Source organism: Pseudomonas sp. R3-41 (assembly GCF_054161485.1).
Genome location: NZ_CP096421.1, coordinates 4700720 through 4725023 on the forward strand (window position 1 = coordinate 4700720; position 24304 = coordinate 4725023).

The 24304-nt window shown below is 59.7% G+C and carries 21 protein-coding genes and 1 pseudogene; 10 read left to right on the top strand and 12 right to left on the bottom strand.

Annotated elements, in window-relative coordinates; translation table 11 throughout:
• Window positions 1-98: 98 nt before the first annotated feature.
• The 5 genes from M1D99_RS20150 to M1D99_RS20170 all read right to left on the bottom strand — a co-directional run bounded on the left by M1D99_RS20150 (window position 99) and on the right by M1D99_RS20170 (window position 7886).
• On the bottom strand, window positions 99-1619 hold the full coding sequence (locus M1D99_RS20150) for a nucleobase:cation symporter-2 family protein (protein ID WP_186728258.1): 1521 nt from the start codon (window positions 1617-1619) through the stop codon (window positions 99-101).
• 123 nt (window positions 1620-1742) lie between these two features.
• Window positions 1743-2567 (bottom strand): arylamine N-acetyltransferase family protein, encoded by an 825-nt coding sequence (locus M1D99_RS20155; protein ID WP_434571305.1) that lies wholly within the window; start codon window positions 2565-2567, stop codon window positions 1743-1745.
• 101 nt (window positions 2568-2668) lie between these two features.
• On the bottom strand, window positions 2669-3463 hold the full coding sequence (xth, locus tag M1D99_RS20160; RefSeq protein ID WP_186728256.1) for an exodeoxyribonuclease III: 795 nt from the start codon (window positions 3461-3463) through the stop codon (window positions 2669-2671).
• A 70-nt stretch (window positions 3464-3533) separates the two neighbouring features.
• Window positions 3534-6110, bottom strand: a complete 2577-nt coding sequence (locus tag M1D99_RS20165) for a bifunctional diguanylate cyclase/phosphodiesterase (protein WP_458130678.1) — start codon at window positions 6108-6110, stop codon at window positions 3534-3536.
• A gap of 204 nt (window positions 6111-6314) precedes the next feature.
• A complete protein-coding gene (locus M1D99_RS20170) occupies window positions 6315-7886 on the bottom strand; it encodes a sensor domain-containing diguanylate cyclase (RefSeq protein ID WP_458130679.1) in 1572 nt (523 codons plus the stop codon).
• Between the two features lie 277 nt (window positions 7887-8163).
• Between M1D99_RS20170 and chrA the strand changes: the two genes are divergently transcribed.
• Window positions 8164-9522, top strand: coding sequence for a chromate efflux transporter (gene chrA, locus M1D99_RS20175; protein ID WP_434571310.1), 1359 nt, complete (start codon window positions 8164-8166; stop codon window positions 9520-9522).
• Window positions 9523-9678: 156 nt separating this feature from the next.
• Here chrA and arsN2 read toward each other — a convergent pair whose 3' ends face one another.
• A complete protein-coding gene (gene arsN2 / locus M1D99_RS20180; protein WP_458130680.1) occupies window positions 9679-10110 on the bottom strand; it encodes an arsenic resistance N-acetyltransferase ArsN2 in 432 nt (143 codons plus the stop codon).
• A gap of 289 nt (window positions 10111-10399) precedes the next feature.
• Between arsN2 and M1D99_RS20185 the strand changes: the two genes are divergently transcribed.
• Window positions 10400-10888 carry a hypothetical protein gene (locus M1D99_RS20185; RefSeq protein ID WP_186728251.1) on the top strand — a complete coding sequence of 163 codons (489 nt, stop codon included), beginning with the start codon at window positions 10400-10402 and terminating at the stop codon, window positions 10886-10888.
• Between the two features lie 579 nt (window positions 10889-11467).
• Here M1D99_RS20185 and M1D99_RS20190 read toward each other — a convergent pair.
• A complete protein-coding gene (locus tag M1D99_RS20190; RefSeq protein WP_458130681.1) occupies window positions 11468-12685 on the bottom strand; it encodes an MFS transporter in 1218 nt (405 codons plus the stop codon).
• Between the two features lie 310 nt (window positions 12686-12995).
• Here M1D99_RS20190 and M1D99_RS20195 point away from each other — a divergent pair, with 310 nt between their 5' ends.
• Window positions 12996-13913, top strand: a complete 918-nt coding sequence (locus M1D99_RS20195; protein WP_434571315.1) for an AraC family transcriptional regulator — start codon at window positions 12996-12998, stop codon at window positions 13911-13913.
• A 176-nt stretch (window positions 13914-14089) separates the two neighbouring features.
• Here the strand turns inward: M1D99_RS20195 and cuyB are convergent, their stop codons facing one another.
• Both cuyB and M1D99_RS20205 read right to left on the bottom strand, forming a co-directional pair.
• A complete protein-coding gene (cuyB, locus tag M1D99_RS20200) occupies window positions 14090-15601 on the bottom strand; it encodes a cysteate racemase (RefSeq protein WP_458130682.1) in 1512 nt (503 codons plus the stop codon).
• A 10-nt stretch (window positions 15602-15611) separates the two neighbouring features.
• Window positions 15612-16907 carry a dicarboxylate/amino acid:cation symporter gene (locus M1D99_RS20205; protein ID WP_434571319.1) on the bottom strand — a complete coding sequence of 432 codons (1296 nt, stop codon included), beginning with the start codon at window positions 16905-16907 and terminating at the stop codon, window positions 15612-15614.
• Window positions 16908-17089: 182 nt separating this feature from the next.
• Here M1D99_RS20205 and M1D99_RS20210 point away from each other — a divergent pair, with 182 nt between their 5' ends.
• The gene (locus M1D99_RS20210) at window positions 17090-18037 is read left to right on the top strand and encodes a LysR substrate-binding domain-containing protein (protein ID WP_434571321.1); all 948 of its coding nucleotides are present in this window, start codon (window positions 17090-17092) and stop codon (window positions 18035-18037) included.
• Window positions 18038-18340: 303 nt separating this feature from the next.
• On the opposite strand, the gene M1D99_RS20215 is transcribed toward M1D99_RS20210, so the two are convergent.
• Window positions 18341-18616 (bottom strand): hypothetical protein, encoded by a 276-nt coding sequence (locus M1D99_RS20215; RefSeq protein ID WP_434571323.1) that lies wholly within the window; start codon window positions 18614-18616, stop codon window positions 18341-18343.
• Between the two features lie 754 nt (window positions 18617-19370).
• On the opposite strand from M1D99_RS20215, the gene M1D99_RS20220 reads away from it, so the two are divergent.
• Window positions 19371-19733 (top strand): BrnA antitoxin family protein, encoded by a 363-nt coding sequence (locus tag M1D99_RS20220; RefSeq protein ID WP_250965770.1) that lies wholly within the window; start codon window positions 19371-19373, stop codon window positions 19731-19733.
• A 16-nt stretch (window positions 19734-19749) separates the two neighbouring features.
• Here the strand turns inward: M1D99_RS20220 and M1D99_RS20225 are convergent, their stop codons facing one another.
• On the bottom strand, window positions 19750-20628 hold the full coding sequence (locus M1D99_RS20225; protein WP_458130683.1) for a TIGR03915 family putative DNA repair protein: 879 nt from the start codon (window positions 20626-20628) through the stop codon (window positions 19750-19752).
• Complete coding sequence (locus M1D99_RS20230) at window positions 20619-21839, bottom strand: putative DNA modification/repair radical SAM protein (RefSeq protein WP_434571327.1); 1221 nt, start codon at window positions 21837-21839, stop codon at window positions 20619-20621. Before M1D99_RS20230 ends, M1D99_RS20225 begins: the two co-directional genes overlap by 10 nt.
• 141 nt (window positions 21840-21980) lie before the next feature.
• On the opposite strand from M1D99_RS20230, the gene M1D99_RS20235 reads away from it, so the two are divergent.
• From M1D99_RS20235 to M1D99_RS20255, 5 genes and pseudogenes are all read left to right on the top strand, one after another.
• Window positions 21981-22151 (top strand): YhfG family protein, encoded by a 171-nt coding sequence (locus tag M1D99_RS20235; protein ID WP_003199786.1) that lies wholly within the window; start codon window positions 21981-21983, stop codon window positions 22149-22151.
• A complete protein-coding gene (locus M1D99_RS20240) occupies window positions 22151-22750 on the top strand; it encodes a putative adenosine monophosphate-protein transferase Fic (RefSeq protein WP_458130684.1) in 600 nt (199 codons plus the stop codon). Before M1D99_RS20235 ends, M1D99_RS20240 begins: the two co-directional genes overlap by 1 nt.
• A 143-nt stretch (window positions 22751-22893) precedes the next feature.
• Window positions 22894-23565, top strand: a complete 672-nt coding sequence (locus M1D99_RS20245) for a metallophosphoesterase (protein ID WP_458130685.1) — start codon at window positions 22894-22896, stop codon at window positions 23563-23565.
• Between the two features lie 216 nt (window positions 23566-23781).
• On the top strand, window positions 23782-24024 hold the full coding sequence (locus M1D99_RS20250) for a CopG family ribbon-helix-helix protein (RefSeq protein ID WP_434571335.1): 243 nt from the start codon (window positions 23782-23784) through the stop codon (window positions 24022-24024).
• A pseudogene (locus tag M1D99_RS20255) lies at window positions 24014-24298 on the top strand (type II toxin-antitoxin system RelE/ParE family toxin). Before M1D99_RS20250 ends, M1D99_RS20255 begins: the two are co-directional and overlap by 11 nt.
• Window positions 24299-24304: the final 6 nt, after the last annotated feature.

Below are 24304 nucleotides of genomic sequence, written 5' to 3' on the forward strand. Positions count from 1 at the left end.
TGTGGCGAGGGAGCTTGCTCCCGCTGGGCTGCGCAGCAGTCCTAAAACAGGGCCGCTTCGCGTCCAGCGGGAGCAAGCTCCCTCGCCACAGGGAATTGTCAGACGTGCTCGCTGCTTTTCAGTCGGCTCGGCCCATGTTCCGCTGGTTCGTGAACAGGCTCTGCCACCACCGGAATCTCGTTGCCGTCACAATCATGCAGCTTGCCGTCGCTGAAATAATCGCCTTCGCGCAGCGCTGCCAAGTCCTGGTAGCGCAACACCCGCTCGGTGCCGGCGGCGAAGACTGACTGTTGGTCGGAATTGCCCGTGGTGAAGTGGTTGAACGCCAGGTTCAGCATGATCGCCATGATCGCCGAGGAACTGATGCCTGAATGGAAGATGGTCGCGAACCAGCTCGGGAAATGATCGTAGAAGTTCGGTGCGGCGATGGGAATCATGCCGAAGCCGATAGAAGTGGCGACGATGATCAGGTTGACGTTATTGCGGTAGTCGACTTTCGACAGGGTGCGAATGCCACTGGCCGCCACCGTGCCAAACAATACGATGCCGGCACCGCCCAGCACCGAGGTCGGCACCGCGGCGATCACACGGCCCATGAACGGCAGCAGGCCGAGTACAACCAGGAACACCCCGCCGGTTGCCACCACGAAACGGCTCTTGATCCCGGTGACCGCCACCAGTCCGACGTTCTGGGCGAAGGCACTCTGGGTGAAGGAACCGAAGATCGGCGCGATCATGCTCGACAGCATGTCGGCCCGCAGACCGTTGCCCAGACGCCTCGAATCGACCTTGGTGTCGATGATTTCGCCCACCGCCAGGATGTCGGCAGAGGTTTCCACCAAGGTCACCATGATCACAATGCACATCGACAGGATCGCGGCGATATGGAATGTCGGCATGCCGAAATGGAACGGTGTCGGAAAACCGAACATCGGGCCTTGGCTGACCGACGAAAAGTCCGCCATGCCGAGGAACACCGCGATGACCGTACCGATGACCATCGCCAACAGAATCGACAGCCGCGAGATGGTTGCACTGCCCATCTTGCTCAGCAGCAGTACCAGCACCAGGGTCACCGCGGCCAGGCCAATGTTCGCCATGCTGCCGAAATCGGCGGCGTGACTGTTACCGCCCATCGCCCAACGCGCCGCCACCGGCATCAAGGTCAGGCCGATGGTGGTGATCACGATGCCGGTGACCAGGGGTGGGAAGAACCGGGTGATGCGGGAAAACACTGGAGTGATCAACAAACCAATCAGGGACGCTGCGATCACCGCGCCGAGGATGGCTTGAAAGCCCCCCTCCCCGCCACTGCCGACAATCGCCACCATGGTCGCGACGCCCGAAAACGATACGCCCTGCACCAAGGGCAGTTGGCAGCCAAAAAACGGCAGCCCGAGGGTTTGCAGCAATGTGGCCAGGCCTCCCGCGAACAACGACGCGGCAATCAACAGACCGATGTCCGCCGGCGACAGCCCGGCCGCCTGGCCGATGATCAACGGCACGGCGACGATGCCACCGTACATGGTCAACACATGTTGCAGGCCGTAAGCCATATTCGCGCCGACGCCGAGGTTTTCGTCCTCGGGCCGTGGGAGTGAAACATGGGGCGTTTTCATGGTTCGGGGATTCCCTGTTTTTTGTTATGGGCACACTGTATTCAAAACTCGGGACAAATGTCCATAGAGTTGTATACAACTTGTTGCATGCCCATCAGGAACAGCGCCCCGACCCAGCGCCTTTTATGACTGCAGCAACCCCACCACCGCGGGCCGCAACAGCTCGCGCGGCGGTACGCGCAGGCTGAATTCCTGCTCCAGCAAATCGATCAACTCATCGGCATCAAGGATCACGCGTCGCTCACTCTCCTGCCCTATCCGGTGTACGGCATAGCTGTTGCCGTTAAGGGTCTTGCGCAACCCGTCGCCGGTGCGGGCCACCATCAACCGCCCCATGAACGGCGACTCAGGGTGATTGCAGACGTACCAATTGCCGACGGTGTAGTCGATGTCTTCCTGGCGCTGCAGGTCGAACAGGTACATCGGTCGCCATTCGTCGGCGACGTTGGCGCGCAACAAGTAACCGTCCGTGTGGGTCTCGATGCGGTACGGCTCATGGGGCGTGGCCTGGGCCTCACGACTATCGAGCAACAACGGCGCGGTGGGCACCATGCCGCCAAAGCCGACGTCGGTGATGTAGCGCACACCCTCGATCGTCACCAGGCTCAGCCGATGGGTCCGGGCGGTCCAGGCGCCCTCAGGCGCATTCATCACCACGCGCCCGGTGATGCCGCGGGCGTCGTAACCCAGTGCTTGCAACAGCGCCAGGAACAGCTGGTTAAGTTCATAGCAATAGCCGCCGCGCCCCTCTTCGAAAACCTTGCGCTCGACCGATTCAAGGTCGATGGGCACGGGCTGACGCAGCAACGTCGACAGGGTTTCAAAGGGGAATTCGGCAGTATGGCGCCATTGCAGTTGACGCAAGGTGTCGAGGGTCGGCGCCGGTGGTGCGTCGAAACCCAGGCGCCGCAGATAACGAGCCGTATCGCTCAGTTGGGGATGACTCATGAGGGTGTCCTTTTCCAGGGTCGGCGCAGCGCTCACAAGCGCACTGCTATTGGGCGCCAGGTATAAGGCATTCCCCTCACAGAGACAACAATCGCCCCCGGTCAGCGCTGTTTGCGCGAAGCCAGCCGGATCCAGGTGGGTGCATGATCGCTGGGGTGGGGCTGGTTCCTGACCCAGGCATCCACGCCCGCCTCGCTCAGGTAGGCGCTGGCGGCCGGGTTGAGCAACAGGTGATCGATGCGCAGCCCGGAGTTCTTCTGCCAGTGCTGGCGGAAATAGTCCCAGAAGGTGTAGATCCGCTCCTCCGGATAAAGGTGGCGCAGCGAATCGGTCCAGCCCTGGTCCAACAAGCGCTGATAGCATTCCCGGCTTTCGGGTTGCAACAGCGCATCCTTGAGCCAGGAGCGCGGGTTGTAGATGTCCATGTCGGTGGGCACCACATTGTAGTCACCGGCCAGCACTACGGGATGATCACTGGCCTGCAACCCTTGGGCATAGTCGATCAGCCGTTCGAACCAGGCCAGCTTGTAGTCAAACTTGGGACCCGGTTGCGGATTGCCGTTGGGCAAGTAAAGGCACCCTACCAACACGCCATGCACCGCCGCCTCCAGATAGCGACTGTGACTGTCGTCGTCCCCGCCGGGCAAGCCTCGGCGGCTCTCCAATGGCTGCGCACCGCGGGCCAGGATCGCGACACCATTCCATGACGCCTGCCCGTGCCAGATCGCCCCATACCCCACCGACTCCAGCTCCGCCGCCGGGAAGTCCTTGTCCCCCGCCTTGAGCTCCTGCAAACAGGCAATGTCGGGTTTCTCCCGCTCCAGCCATTCCAGCAGGTTGGGCAGCCGGGCCCGGATGCCATTGATGTTGAAGGTTGCGATCCGCAGGTTTTTCATAGGACCCTTACTCGAAATGCCACGTTACTGGCTGTGACCGTCAACCCGTCGCGGTGGTTGCAACGAGTCTTCAAGAGCCGGTTTTCGGTAAGGCCCGACCGTTCTCCAGCAACTGCGCAAAGGCCTGTTTATCGATCGGCCGGCTGAGGAAATAGCCTTGTACCTCGTGGCATTGGTCCGAGCCCAATGAACCGAGCTGGGCCAGGGTTTCCACGCCTTCGGCAGTGACCGTCAGCCCCATGGCCTTGCCCAGGTTGATGATCGCCTGCACCACGGCGCGGTCGTTGCTGCTGTTGCTCATGGAGGCGATGAAGCGCTTGTCGATCTTGATGCCGTCGAATGGATAGGTGCGCAGGTAACCCAAGGACGAGTAACCAGTACCAAAGTCATCCATGTTCAAGCGCACGCCCAATTCCTTCAGGGCATTCATGACCTGCAGGGCGCCATCGACGTCGTTGAGCATCACGTTTTCAGTGATCTCGAGCTCCAGGCGACTCGCCGGAAAACGGGTTTCGATCAACACCTGTCGCACATCCTCCACCACGTCACTGCGCTCGAACTGCGCCGGCGAAAGGTTGACCGACACCATCAATTCCCCCGGCCAGGTCAGCGCGGTTTCGCAGGCCTCACGCAACACCCAACGAGACAGCGGGACAATCAGGTCGGTTTGCTCGGCCAACGGAATAAAGGCATCGGGGCCCAACAAGCCTTGCGTCGGATGCTGCCAGCGAACCAACGCCTCGACCGCCACGATCTCCCGACCATCGACGGTATAGCGCGGCTGGAAATGCAGGACGAATTCGTTTTTCTTCACGGCCTGGCGCAGGTCGCTTTCCAGTTGGCGACGGTGCTGGATCTGATCGTTCATTTGCGAGGCGAAATAGCACCAGGTTCTCTTGCCCTCTGACTTGGCCTGGTACAAGGCAATGTCGGCGCAGCGGATCAGTTCACCGGGCACATAACCCTGACGACGACTGACGGCGATGCCGATGCTGGCACCGATGTGCAGCGAATGGGTTTCGTAGAGGATCGGCTGCTGCAAGCTGTCGATCAACCGCTCACAGAATCGATCGATTTCCGTGGTGTGCTCCATGCCGTTGAGCACCACCACGAACTCGTCGCCCCCCAGCCGCGCCACCAGGTCTTGCTCGCGGGTGCTGTCGCGCAGCCGCTGAGCCACTTCCAGCAACACCGCGTCGCCGGCCGGGTGGCCAAGGGAATCGTTGATTGGTTTGAAGTTGTCCAAGTCCACCATCAGTAATGTCAGGGGGGCGGCATGTTCCTTGGCCACCAGCGCATCATCCAGGTACCGCGCCAGCTTGTTGCGGTTCGGCAAGCCGGTCAGTGCATCGTGCATCGACAGATGCTGAACCTGGGCATGGGCCGCCACTTCATCGGTGATGTCACTGGCCGTACCGCGATAGCCCACCACTTCGGTCTTGGTGTAGATCGGGCGTGCCGACACGCGACAGAAACGCAATTGCCCGGAATGATCGCGGTAGGAGCAGCGCAAGTTGCTGGTGCTCTGCTCCTCCGTCAACTTGCCCAGCCAGAGGGCGATTGGCGTGGTGTCGCAATACAGCAGTTGCTCGATGTCCTGCCCCAGCCATTGCTGGTCGGAAAACCCGGTAACCGTATTGAAACGCGCCGACAGATAAGTGATGCGCTGCTGCCCGTCGATTTCCCAGATCCAGTCGGAAGCCGCCTCGGCCACGGCCCGGAAGCGCTCCTCGCTGGCCTCGAGGGCGTGCGCGGACCTTTCCAGGCTGTCGTAACTGGCGTCCACATGCCGTGCCGTGCGTAACGCATAACGAAAGAAGTAAGCGGTCAGCAGGGCCAGGATCAACAGCGCGGCCCCCAGCGGCGGCACCAGGGACCAGAGCAATTGCTGGCCCGGACGCTCGAGTCGGGACACCAGGCTGTAGCCGGTACTGTCCAGCGGCACGGCCGGCTGGCCGGGCTCGAGCTCGGTGTCTTTCTTGAGATTCAAGTCGGTGAGGCCATAACTCTTGCCCATCTTGCGCAGCTTGACGGGGGTCAGTTGGTCGACGAACAGCAACACCGAGGTGCCTTTGGCCTCGACCTGGGGCCTTTCGTCGTTGGGCAGGATCACCGACGCCGTGACGACGGCCGGCCAGCCCTCGAACAATGTGTAGCGGATCGTCGACATCGTCAGGTCGGGCTGTGCCTGGAGTTGGCCCACCAGCTCGGCCAGCGGCGTATCCATATAAACCGAGGCGTCATCCTCGACATTGCGTCCACGCACCACGGCATATTTGGTGCGTTGCCGATCGATGACAAACACGCCTTCGTATTCGTCATTGGTGAACAGGGTCTTGCCCATGTTCTGTTCGGCGTAGGCCCACTGCACATCGACTTCACCGTTGAGGTGGTCATAAGCCGTGGTCCAATAGGCATAACTGGCAATGTAGTTTTTCGATGCGGTGATGCGATTCTCGAGGGCGCGCTCGATATAGAAATGCGTCTTGCGCACGTCCTCCGCGTCCAGCTTTTGCGCGATGTTGAACAGCGCGGCGATCGCCACCAGGACGCCCAGGACAAACAGTCCCGCGACGGCCACGACCAGGCGACGAGTAATGGGGGTGTGACGTGCGGTGCCTGAAGGGGTATCGGCAGTGGAATCCATTGACCTGCTCCTATCCTGTCAACGCTGGCCTCGGTGCCTGGAAAGATGAGGACCGGGGCCAGTCGTTCGTAACCTTAGCAGCCACTGCTCGATCCGTTGGCGAGCCCACGGTGTTTTGCGAAAGAGCCTACACGCTGCTTGAGACCCGCCCGCGCGATGCCTGAATAGTTGACCGTGGCAGGCAGCCGATGATTCCAACCGATCTCAACGATCCGAGCGCGCCAAGCTGTCGAACCCGCCTTCGGTCGATAACACCGCCACCCGGTTGCGGCCGCTGTGCTTGGCCTGGTAAAGCGCCGCATCGGCGCGCTGGATGAAGACTTCGATGCTGTCCAGGCTGCTAGGCACAAAGGCATAGCAGCCCAGGCTCACCGTGAGGTAGCCGGTCGGGGAGCTGGAATGGGTGATGTGCCTGTCGATGACAGTGCGCCGGATCTGCTCGGCCAACGCCATGGCCCCCGAAAGATTGGTGTCAGGCAACAACACGGCAAACTCTTCGCCGCCATAACGTACCGCCAGGTCGGCCTTGCGATGGCAACAACTCTTGAGCACCTTGGCCACTTCCGCCAGGCAATGATCCCCGGCCACGTGCCCATAGGCGTCGTTGTAGTGCTTGAAGAAATCGATGTCGAGCATGATCAGGCTCAAGGGGCTGCGCTGACGGGCGCCCCGGCCGAACTCGATATCCAGGGCCCGCTCGAACAACCGCCGGTTCGCCAGCCCGGTGAGGCTGTCGTGAGTAGCAATCAGTGCCAAGGCTTCCTGGGCCTTGCGCAAATCCGCTTCGATCTTTTCGCTGTTGCGGACCTGGCGCACGAATACCCAGCCGAACAAGCAGATGCCCAGGACCACCAAGCCCACGATGAGGCTGGATTGGAAAGCCCGGTCGTGCCAGCCCGCGAGAATCGATTCTTCGGACATCGCGGCGGTGACCACCAGCGGATAAGCCTGCAAATGTTGGTGCCCATACAACCGGATGACGCCGTCGATGGCTGAACGGATGGTCGCATCGCCAGACATCCCGCCGGTCAGGGCATGGTTGTAGATATGCTCCTCGTCCAACGGGCGGCCGATCCGCGCCTCATCGAAGGGGCGACGGGCCAACAGTGTCCCGTCAGACAAAGCCAGGGCCATCTCGCCTTGCTCATCCAGGCTGAAGCTTTTAAAGAACCGGTCGAAGTAGGACATCTTGATGCCGGCCATCAACACGCCCTGGAAGTTGCCGTCTTTATCATTCAGGCGCCGGGAAACCGGAATGATCCAGTCGCCGTTTTGCCGACTGCGGACCGCCGGGCCGATATGGGCGATCAGGGAAGCATTCTGTTGATGGAAAGCGAAATACTCTCGATCCGCCACCCCTGCTCCCCTGTGCAGGTAGTCAAAGGAGGTGGTGATCCAGTGACCGTGCTTGTCGAACAGGAACAGCCCATGCAACTGCTCAAGCGATTGCACACGGCGGGCGAGGGTTTGTTGCAAGCGTGGCAATACCGCGGGGCCGACCCCGTCGATCTGGATCCAATCTGCCAGGCTGGCCAGGACCAGATCGGCCTGGAGGAAGGTGTCCTGGGCCTGCTGGGCCATGGCCCGGGTAAGGGTGGCCGAGGCGATGCGGGCCGACTCCAAGTCGTGGCGACGGGACTGCTCCAACTGCAGGAAAAGTAAACCGCACAGGCACAGGCACACCGCCGCGATAAACGTCACCGCGGCCTTGAGCAACGGCAGGCGTTTCAGGGCGCCGGCAGGGGTATGGAAAGGGTCGTAAATGGAGATAGGCAAGCGAGTTCCTGAAGGGGGCAAAAGCATGAGCAAATTCGCCCATAACCCTTAATATTCGTGAGCTTAGCCTACCGCTTGTGAGGCGGCAATTTGCCTGTGCAACGGAGCCGATGGGTGGCTTGAGTGGATCCAAAACGCCGCCCGCCAGCCGACTGAAATGCGCGTTCCTGAATGAAGAAGTACCCGTGTTTACAAGCAAACCTTCCTGGGGGCTATCTAAATTGCGTAACGCCCCATAACGTATGGGCGCCTTCGACTTTTAAGTGCCCCGCTGCCCATGAGCAAATCGACCCGAACCGATGACGAACAGCCCCTGACCCGACCCGGCGCCGTCAGCCTACGAGAAGCGTTCTGGTTCTGGCTCAAACTGGGCTTCATCAGTTTCGGCGGCCCTGCGGGGCAGATCTCGATCATGCACCAGGAACTGGTGGAACGTCGGCGCTGGATTTCCGAACGGCGCTTCCTGCATGCCCTCAATTACTGCATGTTGCTGCCAGGGCCCGAGGCCCAGCAACTGGCGACCTACCTGGGCTGGTTGATGCACCGAAGTTGGGGTGGCGTGGTCGCCGGGGCGTTGTTCGTACTGCCTTCGTTGTTCATTCTCATCGCCTTGTCGTGGCTGTACATCGCCTTTGGCGAAGTGCCGGTGGTAGCAGGTATTTTCTACGGCATCAAGCCGGCCGTGACAGCCATCGTGGTGCATGCCGCCCACCGGATCGGCTCCCGCGCGCTCAAGAACAATTGGCTGTGGGCGATCGCGGCGGCATCGTTCACGGCGATCTTTGCCTTTGATCTCCCCTTCCCGTTGATCGTACTGGGTGCGGCTGCCGTCGGTTATTTCGGCGGTCGCTGGGCACCGGATAAATTCAGCCTGGGCGGCCACGCTACCCAGCACAAGTCCTTCGGCCCCGCCTTGATCGACGACGACACGCCAACCCCGGACCACGCCCGGTTCAGCGCTACCAGGTTGGCCCGGCTGGTCGTCGTCGGCGCGCTGTTGTGGGTCGTGCCAATGGGCCTGCTGACCGCTGTGTTCGGTTGGGACGGCACAATGACGCAAATGGCCTGGTTCTTTACCAAGGCCGCATTGTTGACCTTCGGCGGCGCCTATGCGGTTTTGCCCTACGTCTACCAAGGCGCCGTCGGACACTTCGGCTGGCTGACCCCGACACAAATGATCGACGGCCTGGCCCTGGGCGAAACCACCCCCGGGCCGCTGATCATGGTTGTGGCCTTCGTCGGCTTCGTCGGCGGCTACGTGATGCAGGTGTTCGGCCCCGAACAGGCCTTTCTTGCCGGGGCCGTCGCGGCCACGCTGGTGACCTGGTTTACGTTCCTGCCCTCGTTCCTGTTCATCTTGGCTGGCGGCCCGCTGGTGGAATCGACCCACAACGCATTGAAATTCACCGCGCCGCTGACGGCGATTACCGCAGCGGTGGTCGGAGTGATCCTTAACCTGGCGTGCTTCTTCGGTTACCACGTGCTCTGGCCCAACGGTTTTGCAGGTGCCCTGGACTGGCCGTCGGCGATCATTGCAATTGCCGCGGCCGTGGCGCTGTTTCGCTACAAGCGCGGGGTGATCCAGGTCTTGCTGGCGTGCGGCCTGGCCGGGCTGGCGGTGCATTTGCTGCGCTAGTGGCCTGTACGGTTAATTCGAGTACTCAAATTCGAGTGCCAGGGCTTGCCAGGCAAGGCGCCATGACGAGTCGTAGCCCGCTACGGCGAGGAATGGCAACGCAGACTGGCAAGTTCTGGCGCCGAAGTTGAGTGCACGAATTAGCCACACAGGCCACTAGACGAGGCGCTTGCTCAGGTACGTCGCCGAAGCCGGGCACAAGGTCTTGAACTGGGCCGTCGCGCTGATCGAAACGGGCGCCAGCGAGCGGTCCCCCGGCCGATAGCCCTGGCCGGTAAAAAACGCGGCGGCGCTCTCGGTCAGCAAGTGAAGCCGCTCTGCCCCCTCGCGTTTTGCAAACGTTTCAATAGCGGCCAGCACCGCCGCACCAGTGCCCTTGCCTCGCAGCCCCTCAAGCACAACCAGCGAGCGCAGCAACCGCTCGGCCCCCTCTCCTTCTATGCCGGCAAACGCCACTTCAACGCCTTGGTGGCTGAAGCTGAAGAACTGTCGGCCAGGATACGTCAGGTCGTCCACAGGTAGGCCGGCCAAGCTAAGCGCATCGCGCAGTGGTTCCAGGTGGTTATTGCTTAGAGCTGTCATACGCATGGTTTGGGCTCGCTCCTATTCATTGGTTATCCTCTATTTTGGTTACAACCGACAGGGTGAATAGGAGGATGGAATTCCAATAACATGTCCCACCGTCAGGCACTGGAGATAACCGTGAGCATTTTTTCGATGAGCTGATGGAAAGCGTGCAACAGATGGACGAACTCGTCCACGCTAAGCAGCTACCGTCACCACCACCTTCCGGCAACCCACCACCTCATGACCCAGCGCAAACGACCCCCCCAGCCCATCAGCTAAGCTCAACCTATCATCACGACAGGGAATCGACATGAGCAAGGCAGACGAGCTAGCGGCCAAACTGAGGAAAACCCAGCAGACCCGCGCGGATACCGACAACTGTGCCGACCTGGCAATCGAGCACTGGCCCGCCCAGGTCTACGAACTGTATCGCCAGATCGAAATCTGGCTGGCGCCCGTGTGCGAGGCCGGCCTGGATATCCGGCGCAATCCCACCCACGTATTTGAAAGTCATTCCAGCGGTTCGACGTATAACTACGCGATCGATCAACTGGTGATCGAAGGCAATCATCGCCGCATTTCATTCGACCCGATTGCGCGTTTTTCGCCCCAGGGCGAGGGCTGCATTGAAGTCCATATGAAGGGGCAGGAACACTGCATCGTGCGCTCGCTCGGCGAGCATGGCGAATCGCTTTGGCATATCCAAGCCCTGCGATCGGCCGGGCAACCGCGTCCTGATCCTATCATTCTGGACGAGGACACTTTGCTCTCGCTGATAGAAGAAGGCCTCGGCCTTTAAGGCAAATGGGCGACTCTTGAGGTTAATGCCAGTCAGCTAAGCAGTAATCCTGTGGGAGCAGAGCTTGCTCGCGATTGCGGTAAGCCAGCCGACTACGATATTGGCGACTCTGCCGCTATCGCGAGCAAGCTTTGCTCCCACAGGATTTATGCCGTTTGCTGCTTAACTGACAGGTACTAACCCTAAAGTTCACCCATTTTCATCGCGGCGCTGATTCAAGCGTTGAGTCGGGCCCGGGAACCAGTAGCGTCAATGCTTGCGCCGGTCTTCCCACAAGTTTATTCAAGGCATTGTCGATTTCGTCAGCCGCACCTTGCGTATATTGGGCATCTGCCCAGCCCCAGTACGGATCGGATATCAGCCCGCCCACGGCGTGCGCACACAATTCATCGCTACTGATGCCCATCTTCCCGGCAGCAGCGATCACAGCCATCAGGGCTTGTTCTAATTGGGAAATTCGCTCGGTAGTCACAATCAACCAACATGCTGGATAAACAGACCCCGAGCATAACAAGCCATCAATGTGCCACCAAGCTCAGGCGCCCAACGGTCGCCCTCTCCTGGCTTACAGGACTGGCCTCAATCCGCCGCGCTATAAGAGGCCGTATCCGAAATCGACGAAGGCTCTCGGACCGCTGAACGAGCAGCCAGCACCGTCAGCACCGCGGCCATCCCCAACACGGCCGCACCGGTTTCGAACGTCGCGCGATAGCCATTCAGATCAAACAGAACGCCACCCACGGTCGCGCCTCCGGCGATGGCAAGTTGGACGATCGCCACCATCAGGCCGCCGCCGGCTTCGGCATCTTCCGGCAGCGTTCGCGAAAGCCAGGTCCACCAGCCGACGGGCGCGGCCGTGGCCGCCAGACCCCACAGGCCGAGCAAGAGCGTCGTGACCGTGACCGACCCGCCGAACCCCACCAGCGCAATGGCAATCGCGGCCATCAGCAGAGGAATGACGATGAGCGTCCGATAGAGGTTGTTTTTCAAGCAGGCGCCGATCAGGAAAGTGCCCAGCAGCCCCGCCACACCGATCACTAGCAGCATGAAGGACAGCGTGGATACGCTCACTTGTGTCACCGACTCGAGGAACGGTCGCAGGTAGGTGAACAGCATGAACTGGCCCATGAAAAACGTGCTGACCGCCAGCATCCCCAGCGCGACCGGTGTCCGGGCCATCAACTTGAAGGCGTTGGTGGTGCCCCGCTTCGCCTGCGAAGGCATGGCGGGCAGGCGTAACAACAGCCAGACCAGGGCGATGGCAGCAACAGGCACGATGCAGAAAAACGCGCCACGCCAACCAATAATCGCCCCGAGGAAACTGCCCAGCGGCGCCGCGACCACCGTCGCCAAGGCGTTGCCGCCGTTGACGATGGCCAGCGCTTGCGGGACGCTATCTTCCGGCACGAGCCGCATGGCCGTGGCCGCCGACAGCGACCAGAAGCCGCCAATCGCCACGCCGATCAACGCACGTCCGACCATGAATACCGCGTAGTTTGGCGCGAACGCCACCACGGTACCTGAAACGATCATCAGCAAGATCAGTCCCAGCAGGAGCCATTTGCGATCAACCCGGGCGGCGATCGAGGCGATAAACAGACTGGTGATCAGGGCAAAGGCGCCAGAGACGGCAATGCCTTGACCAGCCTGCCCTTCGCTGACCTGAAGATCCGCCGCCACCGGCGTCAGCAAGCTGACCGGCATGAACTCCGAAGCCACCAGCACGAACGCGGCGAGGGCCATGGCAAATACCGCGCCCCAGGCGGGCGGGTCTTGTGGCAATGATTTATCGGTCATTGAATGACAATCCTGTATTGCTTGATGGACCTGTGGGAGCGAGCCTGCTCGCGATGGCGTCGGCACAGCCAACATCGCTGTCTCAGGCAGACCGCTATCGCGAGCAAGCTCGCTTGCACCGTTTTGAATGGCGGCGTTCCCCTATTTCGTGCCCGCTATCTTCATCGCCCAGATCAATGTGCAGGTAGTGCATACCGATGAGATTCTTGCCTGATCCTAGGCGTTGTTCCCGCGCATATAGGCAGCGCTTCGCTTAGCGCGTTAATGTCCTGCCTATAGCGCTCGAGCCGAGACGACACCCGGAGCCGACATGGCCACCCAACGCAGATCCATACAAGAAACAATGACCGCCATCATCGACGACTGGACCCCACACCCGGGCGACGTCGAAACGCCCATCCCCGGCCTCGCCTTCTTCCGACGTGAAGCCCCGGCACCGCCGGTGATTTGCATGATCGAGCCGAGCATCGTGCTGGTGGCCCAAGGCGTGAAGCAGGTATGGATCGGTGGCGAGGCCTATGGCTACGACACCGGGCGATTCCTCATGACCTCGCTGGACATCCCGGCCAATTCCGAAGTGCTGCAGGCAAGCCCCGAACAACCCTGCCTGGGCCTGGTCCTGAAGCTCGACTTGCGCATGGTCGCCGACCTGATCGCCCAAGGCAGCCTGTCGCCCCCGCGTGATCGAGCGGTCGGGATTGGCGCGGGCATCGGCACCGCGACGCCCGACCTCTTGGCGCCGTTCGCACGCCTGCTGGCGTTGTTGGAAGAACCCGAAGCGATCCCCATACTGGCACCGTTGATCCAGCGCGAGATTCACTACCGTCTGCTGCTCAGCGACCAGGCCGCGCGGCTACGGCAGATCGCCTCGGTCGATAGCCAGGGCTACCGGATCGCCAAGGCCATCGACTGGTTGAAACTCAACTACACCGAGCCCGTGCGCGTAGACGACCTCGCGGCGCGGGTCCAAATGAGCGCGCCGACGTTTCACCACCACTTCCGCCAGCTCACGGCGATGAGCCCGCTGCAATACCAGAAGTGGCTGCGGTTGAACGAAGCAAAACGCTTGATGCTCAACGAGCACGTGGACGTGGCGAGCGCGGCCTTCAAAGTGGGTTATGAAAGCCCTTCCCAGTTCAGCCGCGAATATGCCCGCTTGTTTGGTGCACCGCCCAAGCGGGACATCGCGGCGTTGCTCGGGCTAGGCAATCACACCAAAGCGGTTTGATTGATCCGGGCTTGATCCGTTGTGGCTTGATCCATTGTGGCTTGATCCATTGTGGCTTGATCCATTGTGGCGAGGGAGCTTGCTCCCGCTGGGCTGCGTAGCAGCCCGCTTTTTTGTGAGCGCTTCGCACTCAAGCGGGAGCAAGCTCCCTCGCCACAAGGGCCAACTTTCACCCGTCAAATCGCGGCAACATGCTCCAGGCTGTTCAAGACATCAGGCTTGCCAGCCCCCTGCGCCAACGCCACACACTTCAACGCCAGGATCATCGTCGGATCAACAAGCGCCACCCTATGCCCGTTGATCTCGAACGCCTCGCAATGCCCCAGCACTAGCGGCAACTCCGTGCACCCCAGGATCAGCACGCCCGCGCCCAACTCGCACAAATGCTCGGCCGCCAGCAACAGTTGCTCCTTGCAAAGGCCTTGCGTGAAGCCGGCCTTGATACCCCGCGGTCCGTAGATAGCGTCCATGACCATCGCCTGATAATCGACACCGGGCGTGAGGACCTGGAGCCCGGCATGACGCGCCGCCTGGTGATAGACCTGGCTCTGCAGCGTACCGGACGTGGCCAGCAGGCCAATCGCCTGGCCCGAACCATGGGTGCGCGCAATCCACTCCACCGTCTCGCTCAACATGTTCACGATGGGCACCCTCAAGTGCGCCTGGATCCGCTCGACGAAGGCATGGGCGGTGTTGCAGGGAATCGCGATGGCGTTGGCGCCGGCGCTTTCAAGACGTTTGCAGGCGGCGTACATCGCCATCGTCGGATCGGTCTCGTCCCGCAGCAGGCTGGCCGTCCGATCCGGTATTTGCGGGTTTTGCTCGACCACCATCTTGATGTGGTCCTGGTCCCTTCCCGCCGGCGTATTGGCTACCACCTTGGCCATGAAATCCACCGTGGCAGCAGGCCCGACGCCGCCCACGATGCCCAGCTTGAAGGGTGGGCGCATGGGCTGCTGGTCCAGCGTCGCGAAGTCGGCGTAGATCTCATTGATGTCAAGCACGGTAATCCCGCGACGCTGCAAATCGGCACACACCAGGGACAGCTCAGTCATGCCGGGCAGGATCACTGTCGCCCCCTGGGCCTGCAACGACAGGCACGCCTGATAGACCGCTTCAAGTGGGGCGCCCTCGAGGTGACCGTCCTTGATGCCGTTGAGACCGTACATCGCCTCCATCAACTTCGCTTGAGCGTCTGCGTCGGGGTAAACAATCTGGAAGTCTTTCCCGAAATGTCGCTCGAACAATCCGCAATGGCGCACGAAGTCGGAGGCGATCACCCCCAACGTCGTCCGGGGCGACACCGTATGGCGGACGTGCCGGGCCAAGGCCACCATCATGTCCAGCACCGGAATGCCCAGCTCCTCCTCGATTTCAGCGCGAAATGTCTGGCTGGCGAAGCACGGAAGCATCACCGCATCGAAGCCACTGTCCTCGAACGACTTGCACACCTGGAACACATAGAACTTGCGCGACGTCATGCTCGAGCCCTGGTCCAGCGGCAGCAGCACGTCCTTGAAGGGGTGCTGCTCGAACAGGAAATGGTAGCGGCCCTGATCCTCGAGCACCGCCCGGGACTTGACCAACTTGTAGAACAGATCGCCCCCGGCCAGTGACCCAAGCCCGCCCACGATGCCCAACTTGCGCACCACGGAAGCCTGTTGACGCGATCTCGATTTAGCCTTCATGACCGTCTCCTCAAGCCGCCGGCACCGGCTCGGACCGCGACTGAATAGGGGCATGTACATCCTCGTCCTCGTCGGCTTCTTCGTGGGGTTCGGACTTGGCGACCACCGCCGTGGCAATGCTGTTACCCACCACGTTGGTGGCAGTGCGGGCCATGTCGAGGAACTGGTCGATGCCGATGATCAACAGCAACCCCGCCTCGGGCAGATTGAACATCGGCAACGTGGCCGCGACCACGACCACCGAAGCCCGGGCGACACCGGCCATGCCCTTGCTGGTGATCATCAATGTCAGAAGAATCAGCATCTGTTGAGTGAAACTCAAATCGATGTTGTAGGCCTGGGCGATGAACAGGATGGCGAACGCCTGGTACATCATCGAACCGTCGAGGTTGAACGAATAACCCAACGGCAGCACGAAGCTGGACACGCGTTTTGGCGCGCCAAACTTCTCCAGCGCCTCGATGGTTTTCGGGTAGGCGGACTCGCTGCTGGCAGTGGAAAAGGCCAGGAGAATCGGTTCGCGAATGAGCTTGCCAAGGTGGAAAACCGAGCGGCCAAGGAACAGGTAGCCAGCACCGAACAGCAATGCCCAAAGGATCAAGATCCCCAAATAAAACTCGGCAATCAGCTTGCCGTAATCCACCAGCAACCCAAGCCCCTGAGTCGTAATGGCCGAGGCGATGGCGGCAAACACCCCAATCGGCGCGAAGGCCATCACATAGTCGGTGATCTTGAACATCACCTTCGCCAACTCCTCGATGGAATCGGTGATCCGGGTGTAGCCCGCCCGTTTCACGCCCGCCAGTGCAAAGCCGAAGAACAGCGAAAACACCACGATCTGCAGGATCTCGTTGTTGGCCATCGCTTCGGCAATGCTGCGGGGAAACACGTGGCCGATGAACGCCTTGAGACTGAAGTCACCGGTATTGACCGGCACGGCCACAGCCGCATGCTGGGCCACGTCCATGTTCAGCCCGGCACCGGGTTGGAACAGGTTGACCAGCCCCATTCCGATCAACAGCGAGACCACCGAGGCGGTGACAAACCAGGCCATCGCCCGCGCCCCGATCCTGCCGACGGAACGGGAATTGCCCATGCTGGCGATACCGCCCACCAGCGTCGCGAAGACCAGGGGCGCGATGATCATCTTGATCATGCGCAGGAAAATATCCGTGACCATCGAGAAGTAACTGGCGATCTCTTTGGCACTCTGCTCGCTCCCTGCGAAATGGTGACACGCCCAACCGACCAGCACGCCCAGGGCAATGCCCATTGCAATACGACGTGGGAGCTTATTCTTCTTCACGGTGCTGTCCTCAAGTAGTTCTTGGAGTTTTTTACTTGGCAGGATCGATTCTAAAGAGCGGACTCAAGAGGATGATGAGTAATCCAGCTAGCCCCATGCGCTTTTGGAATAGTTAGCGAAAGGCCGCGCTATGCCGGGAGATCGCGCAGTAAAATCGTGCGCTCACAGCGGGAGTTCTAGATATGCAACTCAAATGGCTGGACGATCTTCTGGCGATTGGCGAATGGAAAAACTTCTCCCGCGCGGCCGAGGTACGTTGCGTGACGCAATCGGCTTTGTCCCGGCGTATCCGTTCACTGGAGGAATGGGTGGGCGTCAAGCTGGTGGACCGGGGCACCTACCCTGTCCAACTCACACCCGCGGGAGTCACCTTCTGCGATGAAAGCCGAGAGGCGCTCGCCGGGTTATTGAGGTTGCGCTCGACCCTGCGGGACGTGGAACGCATGCCCGGACGCTCGATCCAGATCACCGCCGGCCACAGCCTGTCGATGACCTTCCTGCCCAAGTGGCTTTCGCAGTTCCAGCCACACAACGAACAGTTCAACGCCCGGGTGGTGGCCGCCAACATTCACGACGCCGTTATTGCCTTGGAAGAAGGCAGTTGCGACTTGATGATGGTCTACCACCACCCACTTGCCCCCATCCTGCTGGACCCCGAGCGGTTCGGCAGCCTGGTGCTCGGCCACGACGCATTCATCCCCCTGTGCGCGCCCAACCGCAAGGGCGAACCGCTGTTCCGCCTGCCCGGCCGCGCCGGCAAACCGGTGCCCTACCTGGCCTACACGGCAACGACGTTCCTCGGTCGCGTCGCCGACATCGTCATCAACAACGGCCCTGAACCGATCGCGCTGGAGCGCTGTTATGAAGCGGACATGGCGATGCTGCTGATGCGCATGGCCATCGAGGGCTACGGCGTGGCCTGGTTGCCGCAGAGTGCGGTGGCCGACGAGTTGGAGCGCGGGCTGTTGGTGCGGGCCGGTGGCGAGCAATGGAGCACGCGATTGGAGATTCGCTCGTACTGTGCGATTGCCAATCGCAATCCGACGATGCGCAAGCTGTGGAAAACGTTGGAGGGGGCTTCGTTGCAGCGGCCGGGCAGCGCGCCCTCTGCGCCCACGGAGGCGAATTGATCAACGTTACTCAAGCACTGCTCACAAGTTTTACTGTGGGAGCGAGCTTGCTCGCGAAGACGGCAGCACATCCAGCCACTCATCAACAGACCCACCGCTATCGCGAGCAAGCTCGCTCCCACAGTGGATTTAGGGTGTACGCACTGTCTGTGAACACCCCGGAAAAAACTGTGGAAGCGAGCCTGCTCGCGAAGACGGCAGCACATCCAACCTCTCAACCAACTGACCTACCGCTATCGCGAGCAAGCCCGCTCCCACAAATCGCTGGCTGCAAAGGTGACCTTATGAGATCACCCATTTCCATTACAACGCCAACACCTGCGCCTGCAATCGTCGCCCAATCACATCCAGCAAATCACACCCATCGCGCAGGGGGATCGCCAGCACTTGGGCAAAATCATGAAGTATCACGGCATCCGTACTGATGTCGGAACGCATGGCGAGGTTTTCCAGTAACTGGGTGACAGTGGCAATGCGGTAAGCGGCGGTGTCGTGTAGCACGTCCAGCGGCGCTTCTGTGTCGATCAGGAGCGCGTGGAAATTGTTTTCGATACCGGTGATGGGCATGTAGCGGGACATGAGGGATTTACTCCTGCGGGGATGGGAGGTCAGTGGCGGATTGGGATGCCGCTGGCAAAGGGAGCGAATCCGGGATCGAGCTTCGGATATTTAGCAGGAGATGTTCGTGGGTGACGCTAGACGAAAGCCACCTTGGATTGGCTGTGGCTTTCGGAGGGTTGGGGGTGAGCTTTTTCATTTGGCTTATATCCTAGATTATGTAAAGGAACTGCCTTCACCACTTCCACATGGTGGGTGGCAGCTGTACGCGGGTGTGGAAGACCGAGAATCTAGGACCCGGCGCACCCGAAGGTGCCCCGCGTACAGCCGCCGTAATTTAACAGCAGACCCAGGAAAAGCGTCTGCTTTTTAATTTAGCGGCGCAACGCGCTAGATTTTCGTGAGGGCTTCCACACCCTGCCGCTGAATTTGCAGCGACGGAGAGAACTTAGCGCACGGCGTGATTGGCTGGATAGTCAGCGGGGAGCGACGCGGCTTGAACGAAATTTCCGATGGGGGTGTCCGGCGTTGGACTCAGTAGTTCAGTTGATGGGACGCAAGAATGATTTCGATACGAATGAGCGCTCAACGCCATAAGCGAGAGCTGAGGTTCATCGTATGGTTGAACGCACCCGTACTGCCCGCAAGCCAAACGAAAGGGCTGACACAGGATCTTTTTTATACATATAGAATATGCATAATGACAACATTCAGAATTCAATATGCGACTAGCCTCCAAAAAAGAACTGCGTCAGTACCTGGGAGGTTGAACCTCATGAAAGAAGAATACGATTTCAGCACAGCCAAGCGTGGGGCGGTTGCCAGCAGCAAAGGCAAAACCCGCATAACCATCATGCTTGATGATGACGTGATCGAGGCCGCTCGCGAACGCGCCGAAAGTGCTGGTACTGGATATCAGACCATCATCAACAATTTACTGCGTCAGGCTCTGGTATCTGAAACTGCCCACAATCTGGCACCGGCAGCCCAAAAGCGAACCCGAACAGTCAAACCCTATGCAAACGGCATTACCCGGTCCGATGTGAAGGATCTGGAAAAGCGACTAGCCGCTATGACTGAAGAGCTGCACAAGATGGTGGACGCATCTAAGCCCGGTAAAGCCAAAGCATCGGTATGAACTGAGAAGATCCGATTTACTCAGGGGCAAGGCACTGTCTTAACTCAGTGCCTTCACCCAGACCGACAATAATCCGCTTGCCCATTTTCTCCCCCACCTCCAACGCCTGCCCATCCCGCTGCTTCCCCCGCCGCGCCAACCCCACCAGTCGAGGAATCAACTCCCCTTCCGGCAAGTGCCGCCAGAATCGCCCCGGCATGTGCTGACGCAGCGCCTGGGGATTGAGCCGCGCCGGGTTGAAAATGTGCTTGTAATAAGTTCGCCACAGCTCCGCGCCGGGATCCTCGGCGTGACGTGCCCAATGCTGCCATTGCGCGGGACAACGTCGCCGGTAATCCAATGACTGCCCATCAAAACGGATGCCGTCGCGCGGCGTTGCGATCAGCCAGCGTTGCTGCCCCAGCCGCTCGGCAAAATGGCCGCTGGCGCTTTCGAGGATGTCGTGGGCCGGCTGATGAAAAGCGACCAGGTCCAACTGCAGTTGCTTGGCCAATGGCTGCGGCAAGGGAATAAAGCGCACGAAGGCATGCAGGTGATGAGCCTCGCGTTGCACCTGCTTGATCCGCCGCTGCAATTCACTGCCCAGGCGGTCACCGGCGAGCATGGCCGTGCGGTCGCCGTGGGCAACCCGCCAAAGCACTTCGTACAACAGATTCCAGCGTTGTTCGCCCTGGTAGCGGCCAGCCTGTTCGAGCTGAGTCAGCAAGGCCGCAGGGACCCGCGTACGGAACGGGCCAAGCCCTTGAGGCGGCGCTGCCGGCACGGCCAACAGATCGGCCATCGGACCTTGGGCCCAGGTGACATCGCTCGGGTCGATACCGTGGCCGAGCAGCGTTCGGGCCTGATCTCGCCACGTGGAGAAATCATCCTCACAATCCAGGGCAATCACGACCACAGCCCCATCTGCTCTGGCCGCTGGGGGTCGCGCAACCGCGCCCGTAGCAAACCGCTGCGCACCTGGGCGTCGGCAGGCCGATAATCGCTGGTCACAATGAACGGTCGCGCCTTCTCCAGCACGCACCGCAACTGCACCAGGTCGTCATAACGCACCCGCCGCTCCCGACGCAGTGCAACCAAGCGTTGCACGCTACGCAGGCCAATCCCCGGGATACGCGCCAGCAATGCGGGTTCGGCGCGGTTGATATCCAGCGGAAACACCTCACGATTGGCCAGCGCCCAGGCCAGCTTGGGGTCGATGTCCAAATCCAGGTTACGGGTTTCACTCAAAAGCTCCCCCGCCTTGTAACCGTAACCGCGCATGAGAAAGTCGGCCTGATACAGCCGATGCTCCCGCAACAACGGCGGTGCCGCCAGGGGCACGCTGGCGGGGCTGTCGGGAATCGGGCTGAACGCTGAATAGTAAACCCGCCGCAAACCGTACCCCTGGTAGAGCGACTCGGCGTTGCTCAAGATGGCGTGATCATCAGTGGTATCCGCCCCCACAATCACCTGCGTGCTCTGCCCGGCCGGGGCGAAACGCGGCGCTCGCGGCTCGCCGACTACCGCCTGTTGTCCCAGATGGATAATGCCCATGGCCTGGCGAATGGTCGTCAATTGCTTCTCCGGCGCCAGGCGCTTGAGGCTGATATCGGAGGACAACTCGATATTCACGCTCAAGCGATCAGCCAACCGCCCCGCTTCCTCGATCAACAGCGGGTCGGCATCGGGAATGGTCTTGAGGTGGATATAGCCACGAAACTGGTGCTCCTCCCGCAACAACCGCGCCACCCGTATCAACTGCTCCATGGTGTAATCGGCCGAACGAATGATGCCGGAACTCAAAAACAACCCGCTGATGCAGTTGCGACGATAAAAATCCAAGGTCAGCCGGACCACCTCCTCCGGCGTAAAACGCGCCCTCGGCACATTGCTGGAGCGACGGTTAACGCAATACTGGCAGTCGTACAGGCAAAAATTGGTCAGCAGTATTTTCAGCAACGAAACGCAGCGTCCGTCCGGCGTATAGCTGTGGCAAATGCCCATGCCATCGGTGGCCCCCAGCCCCTCACGACCACGGGAGCTACGCTTGGGAGCACCGCTGCTGGCGCAGGAAGCGTCATATTTGGCAGCGTCGGCAAGAATGCCGAGCTTGGCGATCAGTTGCATGGAACGCTCTCGAATACTGGATATAAACACAGTATTTTGAGGCGCGCCGAGATGCAAGCGCCATTGGTCATTTCCGCGACATAGGTCATGCCAACGGGATGGGCTATAATCCGTCCATCAACGCGATTTGAGGTCCAGCCCATGGGCAATGTCAGCCTTGAAACCAAAAAGGCCTACGCCGCGAGAACACGTAGATCCAACTACGCGGCCAGCCTCCGTCTGGAAGGTTTCAAAACGACCTTCGCCGACGGCGAACGCAAAATGCCAACGCGTGAAGAGGTCTTGAAGGCCTTCACCCAGACCAGAACCTGATGCCTGATAAATATGGAGTCGGTGAAGACGCTTATTGCTATCCCGGCTCCACGGTCCTGCGCAACAAACTCGATATCCGTGACGAACCGACCCTAAGCGAAGCCGAACAACAGCTCTCGGCCATCGCAGCGGACAACGTCGAATTCGGCCCTCCTCCCTACAGCCTGGCCTACCTTCAAAACATTCATCGAATTCTCTTTTCGGACTTGTTCGAATGGGCTGGAGAGTTGCGCACCGTTGGCATGTCCAAACAAGCCACCCGCTTTTGCCAACCTGAGTACATGGAGAAAGAAGCCAATAAAATCTTCGCCAACATGGCCGCGGCAAACTGGTTCGAGGGCATGGAGCGGACTGAGCTGATCGTCGCTGTGGCAGAGGCTTATTCCGACATCAACGTCGTACACCCCTTCCGCGAAGGCAATGGCCGTGCGCAACGCATCCTGTTTGAACACCTCATCATGAATGCAGGGTTTGAAATCAGTTGGTGGGGGATTGAAAAGGACGAGTGGATCTTCGCCAATATCGCGGCTTACAACGGCGTCATGGAGCCTATGGAGCAGGTTTTTGAGAAGTGTATTGGTGAGGCGATTCAAGCTTGACCGTACAACCTTATTCCCTCGCTCAGCAGCTTACTGTTTATTTCGCCAAATGATACAGTCACCGCCAATCAACATCTGCTGAAGCACTGAAAATGTACAGGACGAGATCTTTTCCATCCAACACAAAAGGTCGCGATTTTGTGGTGGGCGACATTCACGGGCATTTCAAACTTCTAACAGCAGCCTTAAACAAACTAGACTTCAACACTGAGCTGGATCGCATCTTTTCCGTAGGCGACCTCATCGACCGAGGCCCCGACTCCATAGACGTATTGAACTGGCTTGAGAAGTCTTGGTTCCACGCCGTACGCGGCAACCATGAGCAGATGCTTATTGACTGTATCTCCGGCCAAGGGGACATACCCCGACACATCCGAAACGGTGGTGCCTGGCTCTACGAGCTACAACCCGACATTCAGCAAGAACTATCAAAAGCCCTGCAAGCACTTCCACTGATCATTGAAATCAAACTTTCAAACGATCATACAATTGGAATAGTTCATGCTGAAGCCCCCGTCATCCAAAGTAGCGATGACTGGCAGGAAGCCAAAGAGGCTATTACTGGAAATTCTGGGGAGCCACGTCAGCGGCACGCCTTGAAAACAGCGCTGTATGCAAGAGAAAAAATCGAGCAACAAGACCTCACGTCCATTAAAGGAATAGATCGGCTCTATGTCGGGCACTCAACAGTACCCGGTGTCATACGCTTGGGCAACGTCGTTTATATCGACACAGGCTGCTCATTTTCCGACGGCGCATTGAGCTTGGTAGACATCCAAACCGAAACCATAATCAGCATAGGCATGGACCAGTGAGAATGGAGCAGTCTCATTTGCCTTGATCCTCGGTGTGAGATCAACGTCATGCCATTCCATATCCCACATTTATCCGCAGGACGGCGTCTGTGAGGCTTTTCAGATCAGCGCACGAGGGGAACAATTCACGTCGAGACACACCTTGCGACGGCCTGCTGATTCAAGCGCTCGGTCAACGGTGTAAGATGCCCGAAAACGTCCACCATCGAGGCTGCCATGTCCGGCATATCCCTGAATCTGCCCGAAGACCTATCGAACTCCCTCGCCGACCTGGCCAAGACCAACGGGCAAAGTGCGAGCTACCTGGCGATGGACATTCTTCGCGACTACATCGAACACGAAAAAGCGCTGACCACACAGATCGAACTTGCCGTAAAGGAAGCTGACCAAGGAAAATTCGCTACCGATGAGCAAGTGGCAGCGATGCGTGTCCGGCGATGGGGTCAGAATGCAGGTTGAGTGGCTGGAAAAAGCACTCAAAAACCTGGAGGACGAAGCCAACTATATTGCACTTGAAAACCCCAAGGCTGCTGACGACTTTTCCGAAGCGATCTTCGCCAGCGTAGATAAATTGGCTCAGTTTCCCGCAATGGGTCGGGAAGGACGAGTTAAACAGACGCGGGAATGGGCAGTCCCAAACTAGTCTTATCTGATTCCATATCGCGTACACGGTAATCGCCTTCAAATCCTCGGCGTATTTCACACTCGACAACGCCCCCGCACCAACTGGTGAAGTCGG